The 19,028-nt window shown below is 60.9% G+C and carries 16 protein-coding genes and 1 rRNA gene; 7 read left to right on the top strand and 10 right to left on the bottom strand.

The features are described from left to right. Window positions 1–103 (top strand): 5S ribosomal RNA (gene rrf, locus NJC38_RS25580); the annotation flags it as partial. Window positions 104–294: 191 nt separating this feature from the next. Here rrf and mksF read toward each other — a convergent pair. The 3 genes from mksF to mksB are packed head-to-tail and all read right to left on the bottom strand — an operon-like array spanning window position 295 to window position 5,097. Beyond that, window positions 295–3,126, bottom strand: coding sequence for an Mks condensin complex protein MksF (gene mksF / locus NJC38_RS25575; RefSeq protein ID WP_253117708.1), 2,832 nt, complete (start codon window positions 3,124–3,126; stop codon window positions 295–297). After that, window positions 3,123–3,830 (bottom strand): Mks condensin complex protein MksE, encoded by a 708-nt coding sequence (gene mksE / locus NJC38_RS25570; RefSeq protein WP_045483486.1) that lies wholly within the window; start codon window positions 3,828–3,830, stop codon window positions 3,123–3,125. The genes mksF and mksE overlap by 4 nt, the downstream gene beginning before the upstream one ends. Then, the gene (mksB, locus tag NJC38_RS25565; protein WP_045483483.1) at window positions 3,820–5,097 is read right to left on the bottom strand and encodes an Mks condensin complex protein MksB; all 1,278 of its coding nucleotides are present in this window, start codon (window positions 5,095–5,097) and stop codon (window positions 3,820–3,822) included. The genes mksE and mksB overlap by 11 nt, the downstream gene beginning before the upstream one ends. A 200-nt stretch (window positions 5,098–5,297) precedes the next feature. Between mksB and NJC38_RS25560 the strand changes: the two genes are divergently transcribed. Both NJC38_RS25560 and rimI read left to right on the top strand, forming a co-directional pair. Beyond that, entirely contained in the window at window positions 5,298–6,125 is an 828-nt protein-coding gene (locus tag NJC38_RS25560; protein ID WP_253117714.1) for an energy transducer TonB, read from the top strand. Beyond that, window positions 6,118–6,570 carry a ribosomal protein S18-alanine N-acetyltransferase gene (gene rimI / locus NJC38_RS25555; protein WP_253117706.1) on the top strand — a complete coding sequence of 151 codons (453 nt, stop codon included), beginning with the start codon at window positions 6,118–6,120 and terminating at the stop codon, window positions 6,568–6,570. The genes NJC38_RS25560 and rimI overlap by 8 nt, the downstream gene beginning before the upstream one ends. Here rimI and NJC38_RS25550 read toward each other — a convergent pair whose 3' ends face one another. Continuing rightward, window positions 6,571–6,975 carry a serine kinase/phosphatase gene (locus NJC38_RS25550; protein WP_253117705.1) on the bottom strand — a complete coding sequence of 135 codons (405 nt, stop codon included), beginning with the start codon at window positions 6,973–6,975 and terminating at the stop codon, window positions 6,571–6,573. A 136-nt stretch (window positions 6,976–7,111) separates the two neighbouring features. Between NJC38_RS25550 and can the strand changes: the two genes are divergently transcribed. Further along, entirely contained in the window at window positions 7,112–7,750 is a 639-nt protein-coding gene (gene can / locus NJC38_RS25545; RefSeq protein ID WP_253117703.1) for a carbonate dehydratase, read from the top strand. Between the two features lie 157 nt (window positions 7,751–7,907). Here the strand turns inward: can and NJC38_RS25540 are convergent, their stop codons facing one another. Next, window positions 7,908–9,533 carry a methyl-accepting chemotaxis protein gene (locus tag NJC38_RS25540; RefSeq protein ID WP_253117712.1) on the bottom strand — a complete coding sequence of 542 codons (1,626 nt, stop codon included), beginning with the start codon at window positions 9,531–9,533 and terminating at the stop codon, window positions 7,908–7,910. Between the two features lie 146 nt (window positions 9,534–9,679). Next, window positions 9,680–10,357, bottom strand: a complete 678-nt coding sequence (locus tag NJC38_RS25535; protein WP_253117700.1) for an HD domain-containing protein — start codon at window positions 10,355–10,357, stop codon at window positions 9,680–9,682. Window positions 10,358–10,476: 119 nt separating this feature from the next. Here NJC38_RS25535 and NJC38_RS25530 point away from each other — a divergent pair, with 119 nt between their 5' ends. Further along, the gene (locus tag NJC38_RS25530; protein WP_253117698.1) at window positions 10,477–10,848 is read left to right on the top strand and encodes a zinc ribbon domain-containing protein YjdM; all 372 of its coding nucleotides are present in this window, start codon (window positions 10,477–10,479) and stop codon (window positions 10,846–10,848) included. Here the strand turns inward: NJC38_RS25530 and NJC38_RS25525 are convergent. Next, on the bottom strand, window positions 10,845–11,270 hold the full coding sequence (locus NJC38_RS25525; RefSeq protein WP_253117695.1) for a universal stress protein: 426 nt from the start codon (window positions 11,268–11,270) through the stop codon (window positions 10,845–10,847). The two genes, NJC38_RS25530 and NJC38_RS25525, sit on opposite strands and share 4 nt — an antisense overlap. A 318-nt stretch (window positions 11,271–11,588) precedes the next feature. On the opposite strand from NJC38_RS25525, the gene NJC38_RS25520 reads away from it, so the two are divergent. Next, the gene (locus NJC38_RS25520) at window positions 11,589–12,782 is read left to right on the top strand and encodes a sugar transporter (protein ID WP_253117693.1); all 1,194 of its coding nucleotides are present in this window, start codon (window positions 11,589–11,591) and stop codon (window positions 12,780–12,782) included. On the opposite strand, the gene pcsA is transcribed toward NJC38_RS25520, so the two are convergent. Both pcsA and NJC38_RS25510 read right to left on the bottom strand, forming a co-directional pair. Continuing rightward, entirely contained in the window at window positions 12,772–13,491 is a 720-nt protein-coding gene (gene pcsA, locus NJC38_RS25515; protein ID WP_253117692.1) for a phosphatidylcholine synthase, read from the bottom strand. The genes NJC38_RS25520 and pcsA overlap by 11 nt on opposite strands. A gap of 74 nt (window positions 13,492–13,565) precedes the next feature. Continuing rightward, window positions 13,566–15,557, bottom strand: a complete 1,992-nt coding sequence (locus tag NJC38_RS25510; protein WP_253117689.1) for an alkaline phosphatase family protein — start codon at window positions 15,555–15,557, stop codon at window positions 13,566–13,568. A gap of 212 nt (window positions 15,558–15,769) precedes the next feature. On the opposite strand from NJC38_RS25510, the gene NJC38_RS25505 reads away from it, so the two are divergent. Continuing rightward, window positions 15,770–17,410: a methyl-accepting chemotaxis protein gene (locus tag NJC38_RS25505; RefSeq protein ID WP_253117686.1), complete on the top strand. Its 1,641-nt coding sequence runs from the start codon at window positions 15,770–15,772 to the stop codon at window positions 17,408–17,410. A gap of 18 nt (window positions 17,411–17,428) precedes the next feature. Here the strand turns inward: NJC38_RS25505 and NJC38_RS25500 are convergent, their stop codons facing one another. Further along, on the bottom strand, window positions 17,429–18,841 hold the full coding sequence (locus NJC38_RS25500; protein ID WP_253117683.1) for a diguanylate cyclase: 1,413 nt from the start codon (window positions 18,839–18,841) through the stop codon (window positions 17,429–17,431). Window positions 18,842–19,028 lie beyond the last annotated feature (187 nt).

The following is a 19,028-nucleotide window of genomic DNA, read 5'->3' as shown; positions in this document are numbered from 1 at the left end:
GAGTGTTGGAACCACCTGATCCCATCCCGAACTCAGTAGTGAAACGATACATCGCCGATGGTAGTGTGGGGCTTCCCCATGTGAGAGTAGGTCATCGTCAAGATTCAAACACAGAACCCCTGATCGCATTGCGGTCGGGGGTTTTGCTTTTGCGCGCAGAAAACATGCCGGCTATGCATGGCTGGGAGCGAGCTTGCTCGCGAAGCTGTTTGTGGCTGAAGCGGATCGCCGCCCGGCCGATCCTGCAGACAAAAAAAGACCGCCCCGAAGGGCGGTCCCGGCAACACTCTGAACTCAGAGCGCTTCTTCTGCTTCCACCACCGCCTCAGCCTTCACAGGCTCTTCACGGCGTTGAATGTACTTCCAGTCCGCTTCATCGATGTAGATGCCATGCGGCCCGCTACCGCCTTCCAGGTCAATGGCCACATGCGCTGATACCTGAGGCTTCACACTCGCCAGAATCGGCACAAAGCCCAGTTGCTGGCTGGTTTCCAGCAGTGCCGACTGGTTCTTCTCGTCGATATCTGCTGCTTCATCCAGGTAGTAAGGCAGCCGCACCCGGCCAGCCAAGTCGCGGTCCATCAAGTGCAGCAACAAGTACATGTTGGTCAGTGCCTTGATGGTCATGGTCGTGCCGTTCGAGGCCGCACCGTCGATGTCGGTGTGGATTACCGGCTGGCCGTTGACCTTGGTGATCTCGAACGCCAGTTCAAACAGGTCCTTCAGGCCCAGCTGGTTATGGTTCGCTGCCACCAGCCGCGCCAGATACTCCTTGGCCTCTTCGTTCTTGTGATCCTGCTCGGCACTCTGGCTCAGGTCGAATACCGACAGGGTCTCGCCTTCTTCGTACTGGCCGGCGCTGTGGATAATCTGATCGATGTGTTTGAGCGCCTCCTTGTTCGGTGCCAGCACGATGCGGAAGCTTGCCAGGTTGGAAACCTGTCGGCGGTTGATCTCGCGGTTGAACAGTGCCAACTGGTGTTCCAGGCTCTCGTAGTCGCTACGGATATTGCGCAGGGTCCGGGCAATATCGGTAACAGCCGCCCGGCGCGCCTTGCCCAGCGTCAGTGCTTCGTCGCTACGGTGGGCATAAGCATTGATCAACAACTGCAGACGACGTTCGACGTCTTCTTCACTGTCGAACTTGGCCACGCCCTTCAGGCGCACCTGGGCATACAGCGCATCGATCTGACCGTCACAGCGCAGCAGGGCCTGCCAGCTGTCTTGATAGTCGTTGAGCAGTGGCAACAGGTTGTCCATGGAGTCGTCGACCGCTTCCATGAACGGGGTGCCCAGCGGCAAGTCGGCTGGTAGCAACTGCCGGCGACGCAGCGCGTCATCGAGGGTGCGTTGCTTGGCCTCCAGATCGCCGATCTGGCGTGCCACCAGTTGCAGCTTGGCCGACAACTGCTGGACACGCTCGGTAAAGGCGTCGCTGGAGCGCTTGAGCTCGTCCTGAGCGGCTTCCATCTGCGCCAGTTCTTCGAGCTTGCCCGGTTCTTCAGCGCTCAGGGTCTGGCTGCGGCGGAAATCTTCCAGAGCCTTTTGTGCATCAAGGACCTGCTGATACAGGGCTTCGGTCTGACTCTTGCTGGCGGTGCGGTCGGCTGCCACGGATTGCTGGGTCTTGAGTTGCTTGAGTTCTTTTTCCAGGCGGTCTTTCTGATCACGCAATGCAGCGCGGTCGGCCAGCGCTTGCAAGGCCGGTGGCTCGATGCTCGACAAGTTGATCGACAGGCCCGGTACTTCGAATTGCTCGCCCTTGAAGCCATCAAGCAAGGCTTCCAGCGATTTGACCCATACATCACCGTCGTCTATGGCGATGCCTTGTTCGCCCAGCGGCAGGCTGAACAGCGCGCCATTGAAAAGACGCATCAAGCGTTCGACATCCGGTTGCGAGAACTCTTCACGCAGACGCGCATAACTGTTGTTGTCCGCATGGTCGAGTTGCTGCCTGACCGACTTGAGGCGTTTTTCCAGATCCCTTAGCCGCTCTTCCAGATCCTCGGCGCTGAACTGCCGCGACTGCGCCAGGGCGCCGGCCAGTTCGTCGTGGGCATCCTTGGCTGCGAGCAACTGCTGCTCCAGCACCTTGGCGTCCTCGACCAGTGCGAAGCGGTTCTTGAGAACTGACAACTCACCCAGCCAGCGCTGGATGCTGCTGATCTCACGTTCCAGCCGCATCAGTTCCTGAGTGCTGTTGCGCTGGTCGTTCTGCATGACGTCTTGCTGGGCACGGTAGTGCTCTGCCTGGATGACCAGTTCTTCCTTGCGTGCCCCGGAATAATCCGACCAGGTGCCGAGCAGCGAGTCGAGCAGCGGCGACAGGCGATGCAGCTTGCCGCGCAGTGCATCACGCTGACGCACGCCATTGGCCAGGGCCTCGACCAGCGGGCCGGCCTGGACCAGCGAGTTATAGTCCTGCTCCATGCGTCGTACATCGCGGAAGGCTTCTTCACAGGCGGCGATATAGTCCACGTTGCCGGAGCGCAGGCTGTGCTCGAACGCATCGAGGAACAACTGCTTGAGTTTCGCCGCAGTGATCTCGCGCATGTGCAGCAGGTTGATGAACAGCGCGCGGAAGGTCTTCAGGCTCTGTTCGCTGGTCGAGCGCAGCGGAATCAGGGTCAGGTCCAGCGGAATCGACGTATGACCGCCGACCAATAGCCGGCGCAGCTCGTCAGGCTTGAGTTCGTAGGCTTTCAGCCCATGGCTTTCAAGGTTGTTGAACAGCTCTTTCTGACGCAGGCAGGTGTCGTTTTTCTGGTAATGGGCCAGGTCGAGGCTGCCGGCATAGGCGAAGAACTGGTGACCGAAGCCGCCGCCCGGGCCGCGGCCGACCACGCCGATCACGTGCGGTCCATGGGGCAGTGATACTTCGACCAAAATGTAACTGGTGTCCGAGGCAAAGTAGAAGCGCCGCGATTGTTCCAGGTTGTAGCGGCCGAAACTCATGTCTGACATGCGCGCCAGAATCGGGAACTGCAACGCGTTGATCGACGCACTTTTGCCCAGGTTATTGGCGCCATAGACCGACAGCGGATGTTCCAGCGGGAACAGCCCCAGGCTGTAGCCTGCCGTATTGAGCAGGGCAAAGCGGCGGATGCCGTAGCGTTCCTGGCTCATGCATTGATCTCCTGTTGTTCTTCGGCAATGGCGCGGGCCAGCGCCTGCTCCTCGGTTTCCTGCTCATCAAACGGAGCAAGGTCCAGCGGGTCGTCGGTGTGCAGCAGCTTCTCGTCACTGTCATCGTCGACCAGGATCGGCGTCGGCAGCGGCAGGTCGCTATGCAGCGTGGCGGCCAGGTCGCGGTCTTGCTGCACCGACAGGCACACATCGAGGAAGCGGTGCATCGGCGGCAGGAAGCGATAGATGCCCAGTTCTTCGTTGGCAAAACCCAGTTGCGTCATGCGCCGCATGATCTTTTCTTCAAGTTCTTCCTGGGTCTGTACTTCGGCCTGCAGAAACAGGTCGCGGTACTTGTCCAGCAACGAAGGCAGTTCATCACGGCCCAGGCTGCCGCCATCGAGCACGTTCATCGGGTCGCGGCCCTGGTCGGCCAGATGCTCGACCAGAATGAAGGTGAACAGCGCCAGACGCTGGGCGGTCTTGTTGACCTGCGCGGCAGCCTGTTCAGGCACGAAGTAATAGAAGCCGCGAGTGTCGCAGACCAGCTCGAAGCCCAGCGCCTTGAACAGCGTGCGGTACTGGTCCTGAGCATTGGACAACTGGGCATACAGCTCCGGGTCGCGGCGGCTGATGTGGTAACCCTTGAACAGCTCGCGAAAGATCGGAGCCAGTTGGGACATTTCAGACAGATCAAGATGCATGAGTGACGCTCTCGGAATTCTCTGGCTGCTCGCCGTTGGCAGACAGCAGGGCGAAGGAGCGCAGGCTGACGCGATGCTCCTGGGTGAAATACTCGCGGCGCTCCAGGCGCTGGCGTGCAAAGCGTTTGTCGCGCGACAGGCGGGAGAACCAGTACAGCAGTTCGTCGGTTGCGCCATCGGGCTCCTGTTCCAGCAGCCAGTTCATCAGGTCCGGCAACGGCAGTGCGCTTTCACAGCGCTCCAGCATTTCCTTGACCGTGCGCGGTGCCCGAGGTGGTTCACCTTTGCGGGTGCTGCTGGCCTTGGGAAACTTCGCAGGTTTGGGTTCGAAGCGTGCCAAGGCATAAACATAGGCTTCAACCTGGCTGGCACTGCCGAGAAAGGTGCTTTGCGGCCGGGTAAACATCGGCATGGCCGCCTGCGGTACGGCATCGATACCTTTACGCCGGATGGCCGCCAGGGCCAGCGCGGCGCCACGGGTCACCGCATTGTGCCGGCGCGCTTCTTCGCGCAGCGGCAGCAGCAGTTCGCGGGCATGGCGCAGAGTCAGTTGCGCGTTGGTCTGCATCTCCAGAATGCGCGCATGGGTGCGCAGCAGCATGTCGTCGTCCACCAGATGGCCGAGGCGTTGCTGTTCGGTGAGCAGGCGCAACAGCACCTTCTCGACCTTGCGCACGCCCTGTTCGAACGCGCCATCGGCCGCGACCAGCTGGATCATCGGCTCGACGTATTCGTCCCAGGTCGCCAGTACCTCGGCATAGCGCTGACGCAGCGGAATCTGCCGGTCGCTGGTCTTGGCCCGCTCGGCCACGGCCACCAGTGCCTGCTCGTCGTTACCGAGCTTTTTCAGCACGTCGCGCACGCGCATGTCGAGCAGCCGCAACTGGCGAGCCAGGTCGTTGGCATCGCGGATGTCGAAAGCATCCTGGATGTGTCCGGCCAGACGCTCCAAGTGGCGTAGATAAGCTTCTATTTCCAGGCACAGGCCCAACCGGTGCTCGCGGCGCAGGTAAGACATGAAGTCATGAATCTGTGCGTTGAGTTCGAAGCGGTTCGGGCTTTTGGCGACCGGCACCAGGATGTCCAGGCGAATCCAGACGTCCAGCAGGTGGGTAATATCTTGCGGGGTGCTTTCCTGCTGCTGGCCTGCCAGTTGCTGGCGCAGCTCGCTCAGGCTCATGGTGCCCTGGTCGAAATGCTCGCAAAGAGGCTCGAGCAGCGACCAGTGTTCGGCCAGGGCGCGCAGGACTCGCTTGGGTTCGATCATGAAAAGCTCGACCGTTGGCAAATGAAAGGCGCCGATTGTACTGCATCAACACTGCAAGGTTTCACCCCGGCAGATCAACCTTGCGCCGGAACACGGCAATCTGTGGCCAAGCGGATGAACGGTGGGTGGAACAGCACTGGCAGTAAACTTCCAGAGTCCCTAAACTTGCGCGCCTGACTTATCCACAAGTGGCCGATCTTTTGCTGAACGAGTCTCGTCGTCGCGACTATCTGAGCGCCATGCAAGTGGTGAGCTGGCTGCCGCGCACCGAACTGCCTTTCGCCGCGCCTTCGCGGCCGCAACTGCTGGAGTGGCAGCCTGAGCCAGAACCGCTCAACAGCCAGGCTGTACCACCGGCCAGTGCAGCCAATGACGCTGTATCGCGCAGCGATGCCGCGCCGGCAGCGCCGCAAGCCCGGCAGCCGTCCGAGCGGCCCAAAATCGAAGTCCCGCGCCCCTCATCGACCACCCACAAAGCCGCGCCCAAACCGCTGGCCAGCAAAGATGACGCTGAGTCCGCGCCGGCGCCAAGGGCTGCGGCGGTTCCCCCGCCACGTTTTGCCCTGCAATTATTGCGCGCCGGGCATTGCCTGCTGTTGGTCGAGTTATCCACCGGCCAGCCGTTTCAGAGTCGTGACCCGTCGTACCTGCTGCTCAAGGACATGCTGCGTGCTGCCGACTTGCCCGACAGCCCGCAAATCATTGGCGAGCCGGTACGCTGGCCGTTGCTGGTACGGGGGCAAATGGACCAGGGGCCGGAAGCGGCGCGGGATTTTGTCCAAGGGTTCGTCGCCGCACGGCTGGAAGACCAGCCTTGCGCCTGTCTGTGGCTGATTGGCTTGCCGGCGGTGCGTTTTGCCGGGGAGGCCGATGGCGAGGCGTTTTATCGTGAGCTTCAGGTCGAAGGCCTGGGTTCGGCCTGGGCGCTGCCAAGCCTTGAATTGTTGATGGACGAGCCGCAGCGCAAGGCTGACGTCTGGCAGGCAATGCGGCGTCTGATGACGCGCTGGAATACGATCAATGAGTGATGCAATTACCTTTCGCCGCATGACCGAGGCGGACCTGGATGCGGTATTGAAGATCGAATACGCAGCGTTCAGTCATCCCTGGACCCGTGGCATCTTCCTCGATGCCCTCAAGTCCTATGAAGTCTGGCTGATGTTCGACGGTGCACAACAGGTTGGCCATGGCGTCATCCAGGTCATCATTGATGAAGCGCATCTGCTCAACATCACGGTCAAGCCGGAAAATCAGGGTCGTGGCCTGGGCTACCGGTTGCTCGATCATCTGATGAAGCGCGCTTACCAGCTCAACGGCAGAGAGTGCTTTCTGGAGTTGCGCGACAGCAACCGACCCGCTTACCGGCTCTATGAGCAATACGGGTTCAACGAGGTCGGTCGTCGTCGCGACTACTACCCGTCTGCTGACGGGCGTGAAGACGCGGTGGTCATGGCTTGCACCTTGCTGGACTGATCACTCGCGCTTGCCGTCAAGCGGGTCCAGATTCGCCAGCTCCTCTTCATCCAGCCCGTGGCCGGCGCCGATGTCGGCCTGGTCAGCTACGCTCAGTTCAAAGTCGGCGGGGTGGTCTGCACCGGGCTCCGCTGGCGACCGGGCGCCATCTTCGCGGATCAACACCTCTGGCGCCAGGTCATCGTCGGTCGAGTGATGATCAGCGGTCGAGGCACCGGTCAGGCCCGCTTCACGTACCCGACGTTCGGGAAGCGCCTGCTGCCGCTCTGGCCCAGGCAGTTCGTCGCCAATACGTGCCGTGTCGTCGTCATCGAAGTCAAGGGTTTCCATTGAGCCCATGCGGTCCTGAATGTCGTCGATGGGCTCCGGTTGTTCGGCGTGAAACGGTCGGCGTTGCTCGCTCATGGCACAATCCTCTTGAGGCGGGGTATGCAGGGTGGACCGGCCCGCGGGTAGAAGATTCCGTCCAATCGACCGGCGCCGTGACCCGGCGCCGATTGCGCCAGTCAAACCTTGAGCATCATCTCTGAGGTATCGAGCCGTGACCTACGCACTACAAGAATTGATCGACAACAACGAACGCTGGGCCGAGGCCATCAAGCAGGAAGACCCTGACTTCTTTGCCAAGCTGGCTCGCCAGCAGACCCCCGAATACCTGTGGATCGGCTGCTCCGATGCACGGGTGCCGGCCAACGAGATCGTCGGCATGCTGCCGGGCGATCTATTCGTGCACCGCAACGTGGCCAACGTGGTCCTGCACACCGACCTGAACTGCCTGTCGGTCATCCAGTACGCAGTGGATGTCCTGAAGGTCAAACACATTCTGGTCACCGGTCACTACGGCTGCGGCGGCGTACGCGCCTCTATGCAGGACCAGCAGTACGGGCTTATCGACGGCTGGCTGCGCTCGATCCGTGACCTGTACTACGAGAACCGCGAAGCGCTGAGCAAGTTGGCGACCGAAGAAGAGCGCGTCGACCGTCTGTGTGAGCTCAATGTGATCCAGCAGGTAGCCAACGTCAGCCACACGACCATCGTGCAGAATGCCTGGCACCGCGGCCAGAGCCTGTCGGTGCATGGCTGCATCTACGGGATCAAGGACGGCCGCTGGAAGAGCCTCAATGCGACCGTCAGCGGCATGGACCAGTTGCCGCCACAGTACCGCCTGCGCCCGCTTTGACCGTTTGCGGCTAAAGCGGCTTCCAAAGCCTTCACGAGCGAGCTCGTTCCCACCGTATTTCAAGTCAGGATTGAGGTGGGAACGACCGGGCGGCGCTCCGTCTTGGTTGTGAGGGCGCCAGGCCAGACAACACATTGCTGGCGCCTGACCCGTACCGTTACAACACGAACCGCTGCACCATGCTATTCAGATCATTGGCCAGCATCGACAACTCATTGCTGGCCACGGTTGTCTGTCTGGCCCCTGAAGCAGTCTGGGTCGACAGGTCGCGGATGCTGTTGAGGTTGCGGTCCACTTCATTGGCCACTTGGGCCTGCTGTTCGGCTGCGCTGGCGATCTGCAGGTTGCGACCGTTGATGGTGGTGGTCGAACTGATGATCACTGTCAGTGCTTCGCCGGTGGCGGCCGCCTGTTCCAGGGTCTGGTTGGCCTGGGTAGCGGTATGGCGCAGTGAGTTGGCGGTGTCCTGAGTGCTTTTCTGTACGCCGCTGATCAAGTCCTCGATCTCGGTGGTCGATGCGCTGGTACGTTGCGCCAGTGAGCGCACTTCATCGGCCACTACGGCAAATCCGCGCCCGGCCTCGCCGGCCCGCGCCGCTTCAATGGCGGCGTTGAGGGCCAGCAGGTTGGTCTGGTTGGCGATCGCACGGATCACATCCAGAATACTGCTGATGCTCTGGGTCTGTTCGGCCAGACCTTCTGCCTGGTGTGAGGAGTCCAGCACGTTGTCGGTCAGGTCCTTGATCGACACGATGGTCGCCGACAACCGTTCCTGCCCCTGAGCCGCCGCCTGGCTGGAGGCTTGCGACTCGTTCACGGTAGTGCTGGCGTTATCGGCCACCTCGACCGCTGCCTGGCTCATTTGGTTGATTGCCACCGCAGCCTGTTCGATCTCGGTGTTTTGCAGCTTGAGGTTGCTGGCGCTGGCTTCGGCAATGCTGCCCATTTCCTGTACCGCCTCGGACAACTGACCGGCTGCGGCGTAAATCTGGTCAATGGTGCTGTGCAGGTTACTGCGCATGCGCTCCAGCGTATGGAGCAACTGCGCCGGCTCGTCGGTGCCGGGGTCGATATCGTGTTCGGTCAGGTCGCCCTCGGCAATGGTATTGGCGATATGCAATGCATCACGCATGGGCTGGATGATACTGACGCTCAGGCGCCAGGCCAGCAGCAAGGTCAAAAGCAGCACGCCGGCAATCGCCACCAGGGCGATGATGCGCGTCTGGGCGTAGCTTTCATCGGCAATCTGCACCGCCACCGCCGCGCTCTGGCGGTTGAGTTCACGCAGCAGTTGCACCTGCATGTCCATCAGGTCGCCCTGGATCGCCAGGGTCGTGTCGGCCAGCATTCGCGCCTGGGGCAGGTTACGTTGCTCAATCAGCGCCATCTGGTCGTGCAAGGCGGGCATGAACGCCTTGTAAGCGTCTTGCAGGGCCTTGATCGAGTCCCGTTCGGCCACCGGTTTGGCATGTGCCAGATACTCTTCGAAGCCCTTTTCGACCTCGTTCCTGAGCTGCTCGACGTTGATCTTGCTGTTGATCACCGCACCGGGGTCGTCGGCATTGGCCACCAGCCGCGCTGATTCGGCGCGCAGTTTGACCAGCGCAATGGCCAGCGCATCGGCCATGGCAATACTGGGCAGGGAGCCGCTTTGCACCGCTTCGCCCTGATTACGGATGGCCTGCATCTGTAGCAGGCAAAACGCGCCGAGGGCGACGGTCAGCACCGACGAAAAACCCAGGCACAGCACCAGCCTGGGGGTAATCCTGAAACGGCGCAGCAACGTCGTCTTCGAGGAGCGACGAAATACACGAGCCAGGAATTTTTTCACAGCGCAGACCCCTATCAGCGGACTTGTAGAGCTGTCCGTTTATAAGGCTGTTTGATGATGTCTTTGTGACATCCAGAGCAGTAAGTCTTTGTTTGACGTCAAAAATCTGATTTTGCGACAGGCGGTTGTGCGCCGATCTCTTCGAGCAGTTCCTCAACGAAGCGCTGCATCCGGGCATGACGAACATTGGCCATTCGAGCCCCGGTGGCGGTCTGGAAGCCTTTGGCCAAATGCAGCAGCTTGGTTTGAAAGTGATCAATGGCGAACTGCTGATCGTCCAGTGTCCGCTTACCGGCCTGCGGGTCGAAGGGATCGTAGAGGCGGCTGCCCAGCCGGCCTGAGACATGAAACATCCGCGCCACGCCGACCATGCCCAGCGCATCGAGGCGGTCGGCGTCTTGCAGTATCTGCGCTTCCAGGGTCTGTGGCGCAATGCCGGCAGAAAAGCTGTGGGCTTCAATCACATGGGCGACGGCCGCGACACGCTGCTCGTCCCAGCCTTTTTCGGTCAACAGTTCACTGGCCCTGGCCGCCGCCAAACGCGAGGCGCTGCTGCGAAACGGCGAGTTTTTCTCCACCTCGACACAATCGTGCAGCAAGGTGGCTGCCACCAGAATGTGCGGGTCGCCGCCTTCATGATTGCGAATCGCGCAGACGTTGCGCCAGACCCGCAACAGATGTGAGAGATCATGGGCCGCGTCGCTGCGGCCTGCACGGGTATGCGGCAGTAACAGGCTGGCCAGGTCCTGGAAAGGCTCGAAAAGATGGTCAGGCATCACGGCGCTCCTGCGATCTGATCCGCGCTCTAGCTTGCCGTCAGGCCGTGGTGCAGTGCAAGACCGGTGCGGCAAAAGGCCGTGCTTTTCCCGAAGGCGGTAAAAACCCTTTATACTTCATGGTTTTTCCACCCTTTGATGCGAGAACTGCTGTGAGCTTACCGTCCTGCCCGAAATGCAACTCCGAATACACCTACGAAGATGGCAGCCTGCTGATCTGCCCGGAGTGCGCCCATGAATGGTCTGCCGAGGGTGATGCGGGTGATGCTGACGATGTCAAAGTCATCAAGGACGCCACCGGCAATGTGCTGCAGGACGGCGACACCGTTACGGTGATCAAAGACCTCAAGGTCAAGGGCTCGTCGCTGGTGGTCAAGGTCGGCACCAAGGTCAAGAATATCCGCCTGGTCGAGGGTGACCACGACATCGACTGCAAGATCGACGGTATCGGCGCGATGAAGCTCAAGTCCGAGTTCGTCAAAAAGGCCTAACGAACCTCGACCAGCACCGGGCAGGGCGCAGCATCGAGCACCTTGCTGCCCACTGACGGGTCGAGCAACCGGCCAAGAAATGACAGGTGGCGGTGGCCGATGACAATCAGGTCACTGCCGATGCGCCGTGCCTCGGCGCAAATGGCCTCGGCCGGTTCGCCACTCAATGTGGTGCGCACACAGGCCAGGCCAAGCCGTTGCCGGGCCTGCTCGATCAGGTCTTGCGCGTGATGCTGCTCAGCAGCGGCGGCGGGGTACTGTTGCTGCTCAAAGGCATCGTCGGGATTGTCCAGCGCATAGGCCGGGTCGACTACACACACCAGATGCAGCGTGGTGTCGGGACCGGTCAGCGAACTGGCCAGCTCAAGAACCTTGATGCTTTGCGCGCTGCCATCGAGGGCAACCAGAATGGTGGTGAACATGCAGACTCCCGGCGTTCGACTGCGGACAGTCTGACCGTCTGGTACCCGGTCGGTAAATGCCGTCACCTGCAACTATGCATTGTGGCGAACGCAATTGATGAGCCGGTTGTGATGATGCCTGTGCGCACGTAGACTTTGCGCTGTCCGCTGGTGTCCCATACCCACAAGAATCCACCCCTCCATGCTTCGTTCTGGCGCAGGCCATGAGCGCGGTGTGCTGCGTGGCGTTTTTTCTTGTCTGGTTGCAGGGGGACGGACTGTACGTAATGGTGTCGGGCGCAGTGCCTGGCCGTTTTGATCGAGCGTTGCCTATCCCTGATGAATACAACCACGACTGCTCATGGCGGTAGCTGGCTTGGCGTAATCGCGCTGGCGCTGGCAGCTTTTATCTTCAACACCACTGAGTTTGTGCCCATCGGCCTGTTGAGCAATATCGGCGACAGCTTCGCTATGACGCCTGCACAAGTCGGCCTGATGGTGACCATCTATGCCTGGGTGGTATCGCTGATGTCGCTGCCGATGATGCTGCTCACCCGCAATATCGAGCGGCGCAAGCTATTGATTGCGCTCTTCGGGTTATTTGTCTTCAGTCACTTGGTATCGGCCGTTGCCAGCAGCTTTGGCATGTTGCTGGTCAGCCGGGTCGGGATCGCTTTTGCTCATGCGGTGTTCTGGTCGATCACCGCATCGCTGGCAGTGCGTGTTGCACCGCCAGGCAAGCAAGTGCAGGCGCTGGGCTTGCTGGCCACCGGTACTTCGCTGGCCATGGTGCTGGGGATTCCATTGGGGCGCATGCTCGGCGAGGCGCTGGGCTGGCGCACCACGTTTCTGGTCATTGCAGGCGTGTCGGGCCTGACGCTATTGCTGATCTGGCGCGCCTTGCCATTGTTGCCCAGCCAGAACTCCGGCTCGTTGCGCAGCTTGCCGATGCTGTTCAAGCGTCCACGTCTGGTCGTGCTGTATGTGCTGACCGCAACTGTGGTCACGGCGCATTTTACTGCCTACACCTACATTGAACCTTTTACCCAGACCGTCGCCCATCTGTCAGGTGCAATGACCACGTTGTTGCTATTGGTGTTCGGTGGGGCCGGAATCATCGGCTCGGTCATCTTCAGCCTGTTCAGCAGCCGCTTCCCCAATGGCCTGCTGATTGGCACCATCAGTGTTCTTGCACTGTGCCTGCTGCTCTTGCTGCCGGTATCGGCCAGTACCGCGGCGATTACGGCACTGGGCGTGGTGTGGGGCGTGGCGATGATGTGTTTCGGCCTGCTTCAGCAGGCACGAGTGCTGAACCTGGCGCCGGATGCCACCGATGTGGCGATGTCGCTGTTTTCCGGCATCTTCAATATCGGCATCGGTGGCGGGGCGCTGCTGGGCAGTGTGGTCAGCAGTCAGTTGGGCGTGGCCAATGTTGGCATCGTTGGCGGGCTACTGGCTGGCGCAGGGTTATTAATGTGCTGCCTGGCCACTTACCGCTTTGCCAGGCAGCCAGATCCGCAGGCTAGCCCTTGAGCCGCCCGAGCCATTCCAGCGAGGTGCGCCAGATACACACGCCCAGGAAATAAGCCGACATCAGCAGCCATACCCCCATCACCACTGCGCTTTCATGGGGGTGGGTCATGATCAGCCAGCCGCTGCACACCAGCCATACCGTGGTCACGGCAATATTGAGCGGCATGAAGCGACGCACCCGGAACGGGTGCAGGAACTTCACCCGGGTCACGGTCAGCAGTGCCAGCGCGACGATGGTCAGGAAGGTTGCCCAAGGTGATATCGGCAGGATGAACAGGCACAGCGCGACCACGTTCCAGGCGGCTGGAAAGCCCTGGAAGTAGTTGTCCTTGCTTTTCATGTCGACGTTGCAAAAGCAGAACAGCGATGACACCAGGATGATCGAGGTGCTCAGCAGTTTGGTGTAATCGGGCAGCGGGATATACCAGTAGATGAACAGCGCCGGGATAAACACGTAGGTCAGGTAGTCGATCACCAGATCCAGGGTAGAACCGTCGAAATGCGGCAGCACCGAACTGGTATTGAGCTTGCGCGCCAGCGAGCCGTCCACGCCGTCCACGATCAGCGCCACGCCCAGCCATAACAGGCAGGCTTTGGGCTGATTCTCGAACAGTGCAATGGTGGCCAGAAACGCCAGAACCACGCCGGTGGCAGTGAAACCGTGGGCGCCCCAGGCATTGAGCCTGGCGATACGTGGGTTGGATATCACTTGCTGTTCTCCAGGAAGCCATGCCAGGGAGCCCCTGGCCAGTGAGCTATCGACCGGGCCAAGCGCCATAAGGTTCAGCGCTGACTTTGCCCGGGTTCATTGAACCAACTACGGTCCAGACCTTCCTGGTCCTGATCCGGCTCCATGAAGCGGGTCGGCGGGGTGCCGTCGGCATTGAGCTGGTTGATCAGGGTAGGTTGCCCGTGTTCATTGAAGAACACCTGGCCGAGACCTGCCGAGTTCCACAACCGTTCGCCGGCCTTGCTGTGTTCCGGCGTGCGCGGAATGACCTTCATCAAGCGCCGCTTGGTGAACCAGTTCAGTGGGGAACGCGGTGAGTATAGCCAGCGGTTGAGCCGGTCGAATATAGCCAGCAGACGCCGCGGGAATTCATTTTTGATCCCGCTGCTGGTGATCTGCCAGATATGCGGCGCGCCCTTGCGATGACGAATCAGGATTTCGTAGACAAACGAGTAGTGCACGTCGCCGGACAGAATCACGTAATTGCCCGGCGTGCGTGAATGCCGAAAGATATTCAGGATCACCTGGGCCGCGCCGCGGTGGGCCATCCAGTTTTCCGCATCGACCAGTAGCGGGTAGCCGCACCAGCTGAAAATTCGCTGGATGGCCTCGATCAGCTTGACCCCGAACACCGGTGCCGGTGACACGATGATCGCGCTCTTGTGGTCGATCAATTCCTGCTGCAGTTCGCACAGCGCTTCCCAATCGAGCAGCCCGGAAGGCTGAGCCAGATTCGACTCGCTGCGCCAGCGCCGGGTGCGGGTGTCGAGCACCACCAGCGCAGGCTCGGTGGGCAACACGTAGTGCCATTGCTCAAAGCGCAGCAAACTGTCGATCAGCGCGTCCAGCGTCTGGTTATCGAGCATGCCGTCGTTATTCATGGCGCGGCAGCTCAGGGCATGGAACTGTTCGGTGGCCTCGGTAAAGACGTCCGGGTTATTGCCCCAACCCTGACACAACAGATAGCCGACCAGCGCATTGCCGATGATGCGCCGCGAAAACGGGTGGCCATAGGCGGTTTCTTCCCAACTGGCCGACAGGTTCCAGTCGTCAGTGACATCGTGGTCATCGAAGATCATCAGGCACTGCAAATGAGCCATGACCCGTGCGCTGCCTTGCAGCCCTTGCCTGAAACTATCGACCAGTTGCTGTTCATATCGATAACGCTCGCGGCGCTGCTCATCGAGTTGCGGCGCGCTGATGTCGATCAGTGTCCAGGGCACCGGCGACCAGACCAGCAGATACATGGCCATGATCTCGGCCAGGGTCACCAGATGGTTATCGGCGTTGCTGCTGGTGAACACCGGCTTGTTGACCCCGCCAAAGAAGCGTTCGCGCAGGGTTTCGTTGCTCTTGAGGGCCGGCAGCAGCTCGGCGCGGCGGTAATAGCTGGCCGGGTGGTCGTAGAGCTGAATACTGTCGTCCACCACCGCGCCCTCAAGCTGTTCGTCGAACAGCTCCAGGCGCTGGATCAAGGCATGAATCGCACGCAGCATGGGGCCTGCGACGTCGTCGGCGTAGACCTGATCGCCGCTCATCATCAGCAGGGCCGGGCGTTCCTGCGGCCTGGGCCCGGCGGCCAGCAAACGGTCGGCACACAGCAGCCCTTCGGCGGCCGGATGGTGCGGTTTGCGGCACGAGCCATGCAGCATGTGATCAATCCGGCTGCGAATCACGAAGTTCGGCAGCGCGGCACCGGCATACAGCAAATGCGGCGCCCAGTTCGCTATCGAGGCCTGTGCTTCGTCGAGCAGCAGGTCATAGTCGATCTGCACGTCGCACGGCAGCGGGTTGTCGAGTTGCAGGTCTATCAGGTGCACAAAGGCATGGCGACCGATGGCGATCACCTGGCACTGCTCGTCGTTCAGGGCATAGTCGTGCTGCTGCCGCTGGCCCTGAGCATCGCTGAATAACAGCCGCAGGGTTGGTGCAAGCGGCCGTGAGCCGACCAGCCACAACACCAGCCGGTTGCTCTCCTGACGACGCAGGATCGGGCCTGCAAGAACACTGGGTAACGCACAGGTTGCATTGATTGCAGCGCACATCCGGGTTTATGGCTCTCTACAGATTGGGCGGCCATGGTAACCCGGCCAGTGTGAAAATTTCCTCGACCGCCAGCCTCTGCGCCGATGACCGTACGGCAGAAAAACCTTCGTCCATCCCTCAACGCTGATCGAACGTGGCCGATAGCGTCATGAACACACGTTTGGCAAACCGTGCCTGGTTCAACCCTGATGATCTCTGGAAGGCTCTGCGTATGAATTGGTTCTACGACGCGAAACTCTCGACCAAGCTGCTGCTGTCATTTGCGCTGTGCGCCGTGATTACTCTTGTGGTGGGCCTGATAGGCAGCCGGGGTATCGGCGAACTGTCCGACAGTCTGCGCTCGGTGTTCACCAATAACCTCATCTCGGTGGCCAAGACCGCCGAAACCAAGACCAGCGCGGTCACTCAGAGTCGCGACTTGTATCGCCTGGTATCCGCCTATGCATCCAATGCGCCGCAAAGCGCTCGCGATGAAATCATCGGCAAGATGCGTGAAAGCCGCAGTGCGGCTGAGAAAGCTTTTGCCCAGTATCGCGCCACGCCGCTGGCCGACGACGAGCGCGCAGCCGGTGACAAGATGGAGCAGGACTGGCCGGCCTATCAGGCGTTGGTTGATCGCGCTGTGACCCTGCTCGGTTCGGGTGACCTGGCAGCCGCCCGTGCGTTCATCGATGCCGATGTACACCGTGCTTATGTCAAAGTCATCGACGAATTGACCATCATGGTCGAATCGAACAACCGCCAGATCGGTGAAGGTGCGGCTGATGCCACCCAGCAAGAGGTTTCGGCCAAGCTGACCCTGTATATCGGTATCGCCATCGCCTTTATCGCCGCGTTCGCTCTTGGTCTATTCATCAGCCGGATCATCAGCGCACCGATTTCCAGCGCTGTGATCAGCGCCCAACGGGTCGCCAGTGGCGACCTGACCCAGCCCATTGTCAGCACCCGTCGCGACGAAGCCGGTCAGTTGCTCGCGGCCCTAGGCGATATGCAAAACGGTCTGAAAGGCACCATCCAGCAGATTGCCAGCGCAGCCGACCAACTGGCTTCCGCCGCTGAAGAGCTCAATGCTGTTACAGAAGAAAGCAGCCGCGGCCTGACCCGTCAGAACGATGAAATTCAGCTGGCGGCAACCGCGGTGACCGAAATGACTGCCGCCGTTGAAGAGGTGGCTCGCAATGCCATGTCGACCTCCGATGCCTCCAAGCTCACCAGTGACGAAGCAGCCAGTGGCCGTGACCAGGCCCGCAACGCGGTCAAGGCCATCGACACGGTCAGTGCCGAGATTTCCAGCTCCACCACCCAGGTCGAAGAGCTGGCAGGGCAGGTGCGCGAGATCGGCAAGGTGCTGGACGTGATTCGCGGCATCGCCGAACAGACCAACCTGCTGGCGCTCAACGCGGCCATCGAAGCGGCCCGTGCCGGCGAGCAGGGGCGCGGTTTTGCCGTGGTCGCCGACGAGGTCCGCGCCCTGGCCGCGCGTACCCAGGCGTCCACCGGTGAAATCGAAGCCATGATCGGCTCGGTGCAGAGCAGCGCTGACCAGGCCGTGCGGGCCATGGGCAACAGTCGCAGCCTGGCCAGCGAGACCCAGACCCTGGCCCAGGCCACCGGTCAGTCACTGGAGCGCATCGCGCAGAGCATCGCGCAAATCAACGATCGCAATCTGTTGATTGCGACGGCATCCGAACAGCAGGCCCATGTGGCCCGTGAGGTGGACCGTAACCTGGTCAATATCCAGGACCTGTCGACCCAGACCGCCGCAGGTGCCAATCAGACCAGCGCTTCAAGTCAGGAATTGTCGCGCCTGGCCGTGTCGTTCAATGGCCTGGTGGGCAAGTTCCGGCTTTAAGCAAGACAGCCAAAGGCGTCAGCCAGGCTCTGCGGTGTAGATCCGCCAGGTATTGCGCCCGGCGGTTTTGGCCTGGTACAGCGCCTGGTCGCCCAGGCGCAGCAGTTCGCTGACGGTATGCGCCTGTTGCGGGGCCAAAGCGATGCCGATGCTGGCGCCGATCAGCACGTCGCGCTCCTGCAGCCTGATCGGCTGGCTGAGTGTGCCTATCAGGCGTGCGCACAGTTGATCGAGGCTGGCAGGTGCCGGATTGCCCTGCAGCACAACCACGAATTCGTCCCCGCCCAGTCGCGCAGCCATGGCTTGCTCGCCCAGTTGCGCTTGCAAACGATGCGCGACTTCCTGCAGCACCTGATCGCCAGCAGCATGGCCCAGCGCGTCGTTGACCGGCTTGAACCGGTCCAGATCCAGATACAGCAAGGCCAGCGGGCGAGCCGGCGTCTGCTCCAGCAGATCACCAAGGTGGCGGGTCAGCTGATAGCGATTGGGCAGGCCGGTCAGAAAATCATGTTGGGAAAGGTGCCGGGCTTCGGCCTGACTGCGCAGCAGTGCCTCGAACTGCGCATCAATCTGCCGTGCCGACGCCAGGGCGTGGCGTAGCAGCACGGTCAGCACGCCGATCAGGGCCAGCACCGCCGCGATGAACAGCGGCAGGGTCTGGCGCAGCAGGTCCATACCCGGATGGGGCGGCGTCCAGTGCAACAGCAGCGTTGAGTCCGGCAGGCGCATCGACTCCTGACCGGGCAGCGCACTGGCTGCCAGGGTCATGGCGGGCAAACCATAGGTTTCGCTCAGATGTGCCAGCTCGTCGCGATCAAGCAGGGTCGCGAAAATCATCACGGATGGCGGCCCGGTAGTGGCCTGGATCGCCGGGTCCCAGCCCGGCGTGATAGTGGCCGCCGCCACCAGCGCCGGGGTATCGCCCACCTGCATGGCCCGCACAATACTGCCTTCTTCCTTGTCAGTGGCCCGCGCATCGGCCAGCAGCGCGGCCAGGTCGCCTTGCAGCCACTGGCTGGCCTGTACGTTGGACGCCTTGCCATCAATCACTGAGTAGACGGTCTGGTCCTGCGGGTTGACCACCAGCACCGCGTTGTAGCCATACAGGTCGAACGGAATGTCGCCGACATTACGCTGGTCATCGGCCCAGACCTTGTCCACTTTCAGGTGCAGGTTCTTATAGGCCTCGCCCCACTTGCTGTAGTTGATGATGTTGCGGCCCACTTCATTGCGCACCTGATCAAGGGTACGGGCAATGAATATCCGCGAGCGCTGCTGGACATCGGCATCCTGACTCAGGGCGTTTTTGATCAGCAAGTAACAACCCAGGCCGATTAACAGCGCCAGCGCCGCAATCGCCGGGAGCAGGCGCAGGATCAACTGACGGCTGTGCTGTGTAGCCACCCAGCGGGTCAATGTGGGATTTAGCATGGGGACACCTGAAAACCGGTTGAAAAATGACAGTGCCCCCTTTCCCTGAAGACCTGCGGTCAAAAATGACCGGCTGACTAATGGCTGCCAGGGCTTATCCTACCGCCCGTGCATGACAGCCTCCAATAATTGCTTGATGGCATTGAGCTATTTCACCGTGTGAAGACGGCTCAGGCCGCCGGCCATC

The sequence above is a fragment of the Pseudomonas sp. 21LCFQ010 genome (genome assembly GCF_024129905.1).
Lineage (GTDB): Bacteria > Pseudomonadota > Gammaproteobacteria > Pseudomonadales > Pseudomonadaceae > Aquipseudomonas.
The sequence above is the reverse complement of the archived record's forward strand: the minus strand, read 5'-3'. Positions and strand labels throughout refer to the sequence as shown.

Bases quoted from the DNA above. Each gene is read 5' to 3' on its own strand.
- mksE (WP_045483486.1), bottom strand. From the start codon at position 3,830: ATGCATCTTGATCTGTCTGAAATGTCCCAACTGGCTCCGATCTTTCGC.
- NJC38_RS25520 (WP_253117693.1), top strand. From the start codon at position 11,589: ATGAATACAACCACGACTGCTCATGGCGGTAGCTGGCTTGGCGTAATC.
- NJC38_RS25505 (WP_253117686.1), top strand. From the start codon at position 15,770: ATGAATTGGTTCTACGACGCGAAACTCTCGACCAAGCTGCTGCTGTCA.
- NJC38_RS25530 (WP_253117698.1), top strand. From the start codon at position 10,477: ATGGTTTTTCCACCCTTTGATGCGAGAACTGCTGTGAGCTTACCGTCC.
- mksF (WP_253117708.1), bottom strand. From the start codon at position 3,126: ATGAGCCAGGAACGCTACGGCATCCGCCGCTTTGCCCTGCTCAATACG.
- NJC38_RS25550 (WP_253117705.1), bottom strand. From the start codon at position 6,975: ATGAGCGAGCAACGCCGACCGTTTCACGCCGAACAACCGGAGCCCATC.
- mksB (WP_045483483.1), bottom strand. From the start codon at position 5,097: ATGATCGAACCCAAGCGAGTCCTGCGCGCCCTGGCCGAACACTGGTCG.
- rimI (WP_253117706.1), top strand. From the start codon at position 6,118: ATGAGTGATGCAATTACCTTTCGCCGCATGACCGAGGCGGACCTGGAT.
- NJC38_RS25510 (WP_253117689.1), bottom strand. From the start codon at position 15,557: ATGTGCGCTGCAATCAATGCAACCTGTGCGTTACCCAGTGTTCTTGCA.
- NJC38_RS25525 (WP_253117695.1), bottom strand. From the start codon at position 11,270: ATGTTCACCACCATTCTGGTTGCCCTCGATGGCAGCGCGCAAAGCATC.
- NJC38_RS25535 (WP_253117700.1), bottom strand. From the start codon at position 10,357: ATGCCTGACCATCTTTTCGAGCCTTTCCAGGACCTGGCCAGCCTGTTA.
- NJC38_RS25500 (WP_253117683.1), bottom strand. From the start codon at position 18,841: ATGCTAAATCCCACATTGACCCGCTGGGTGGCTACACAGCACAGCCGT.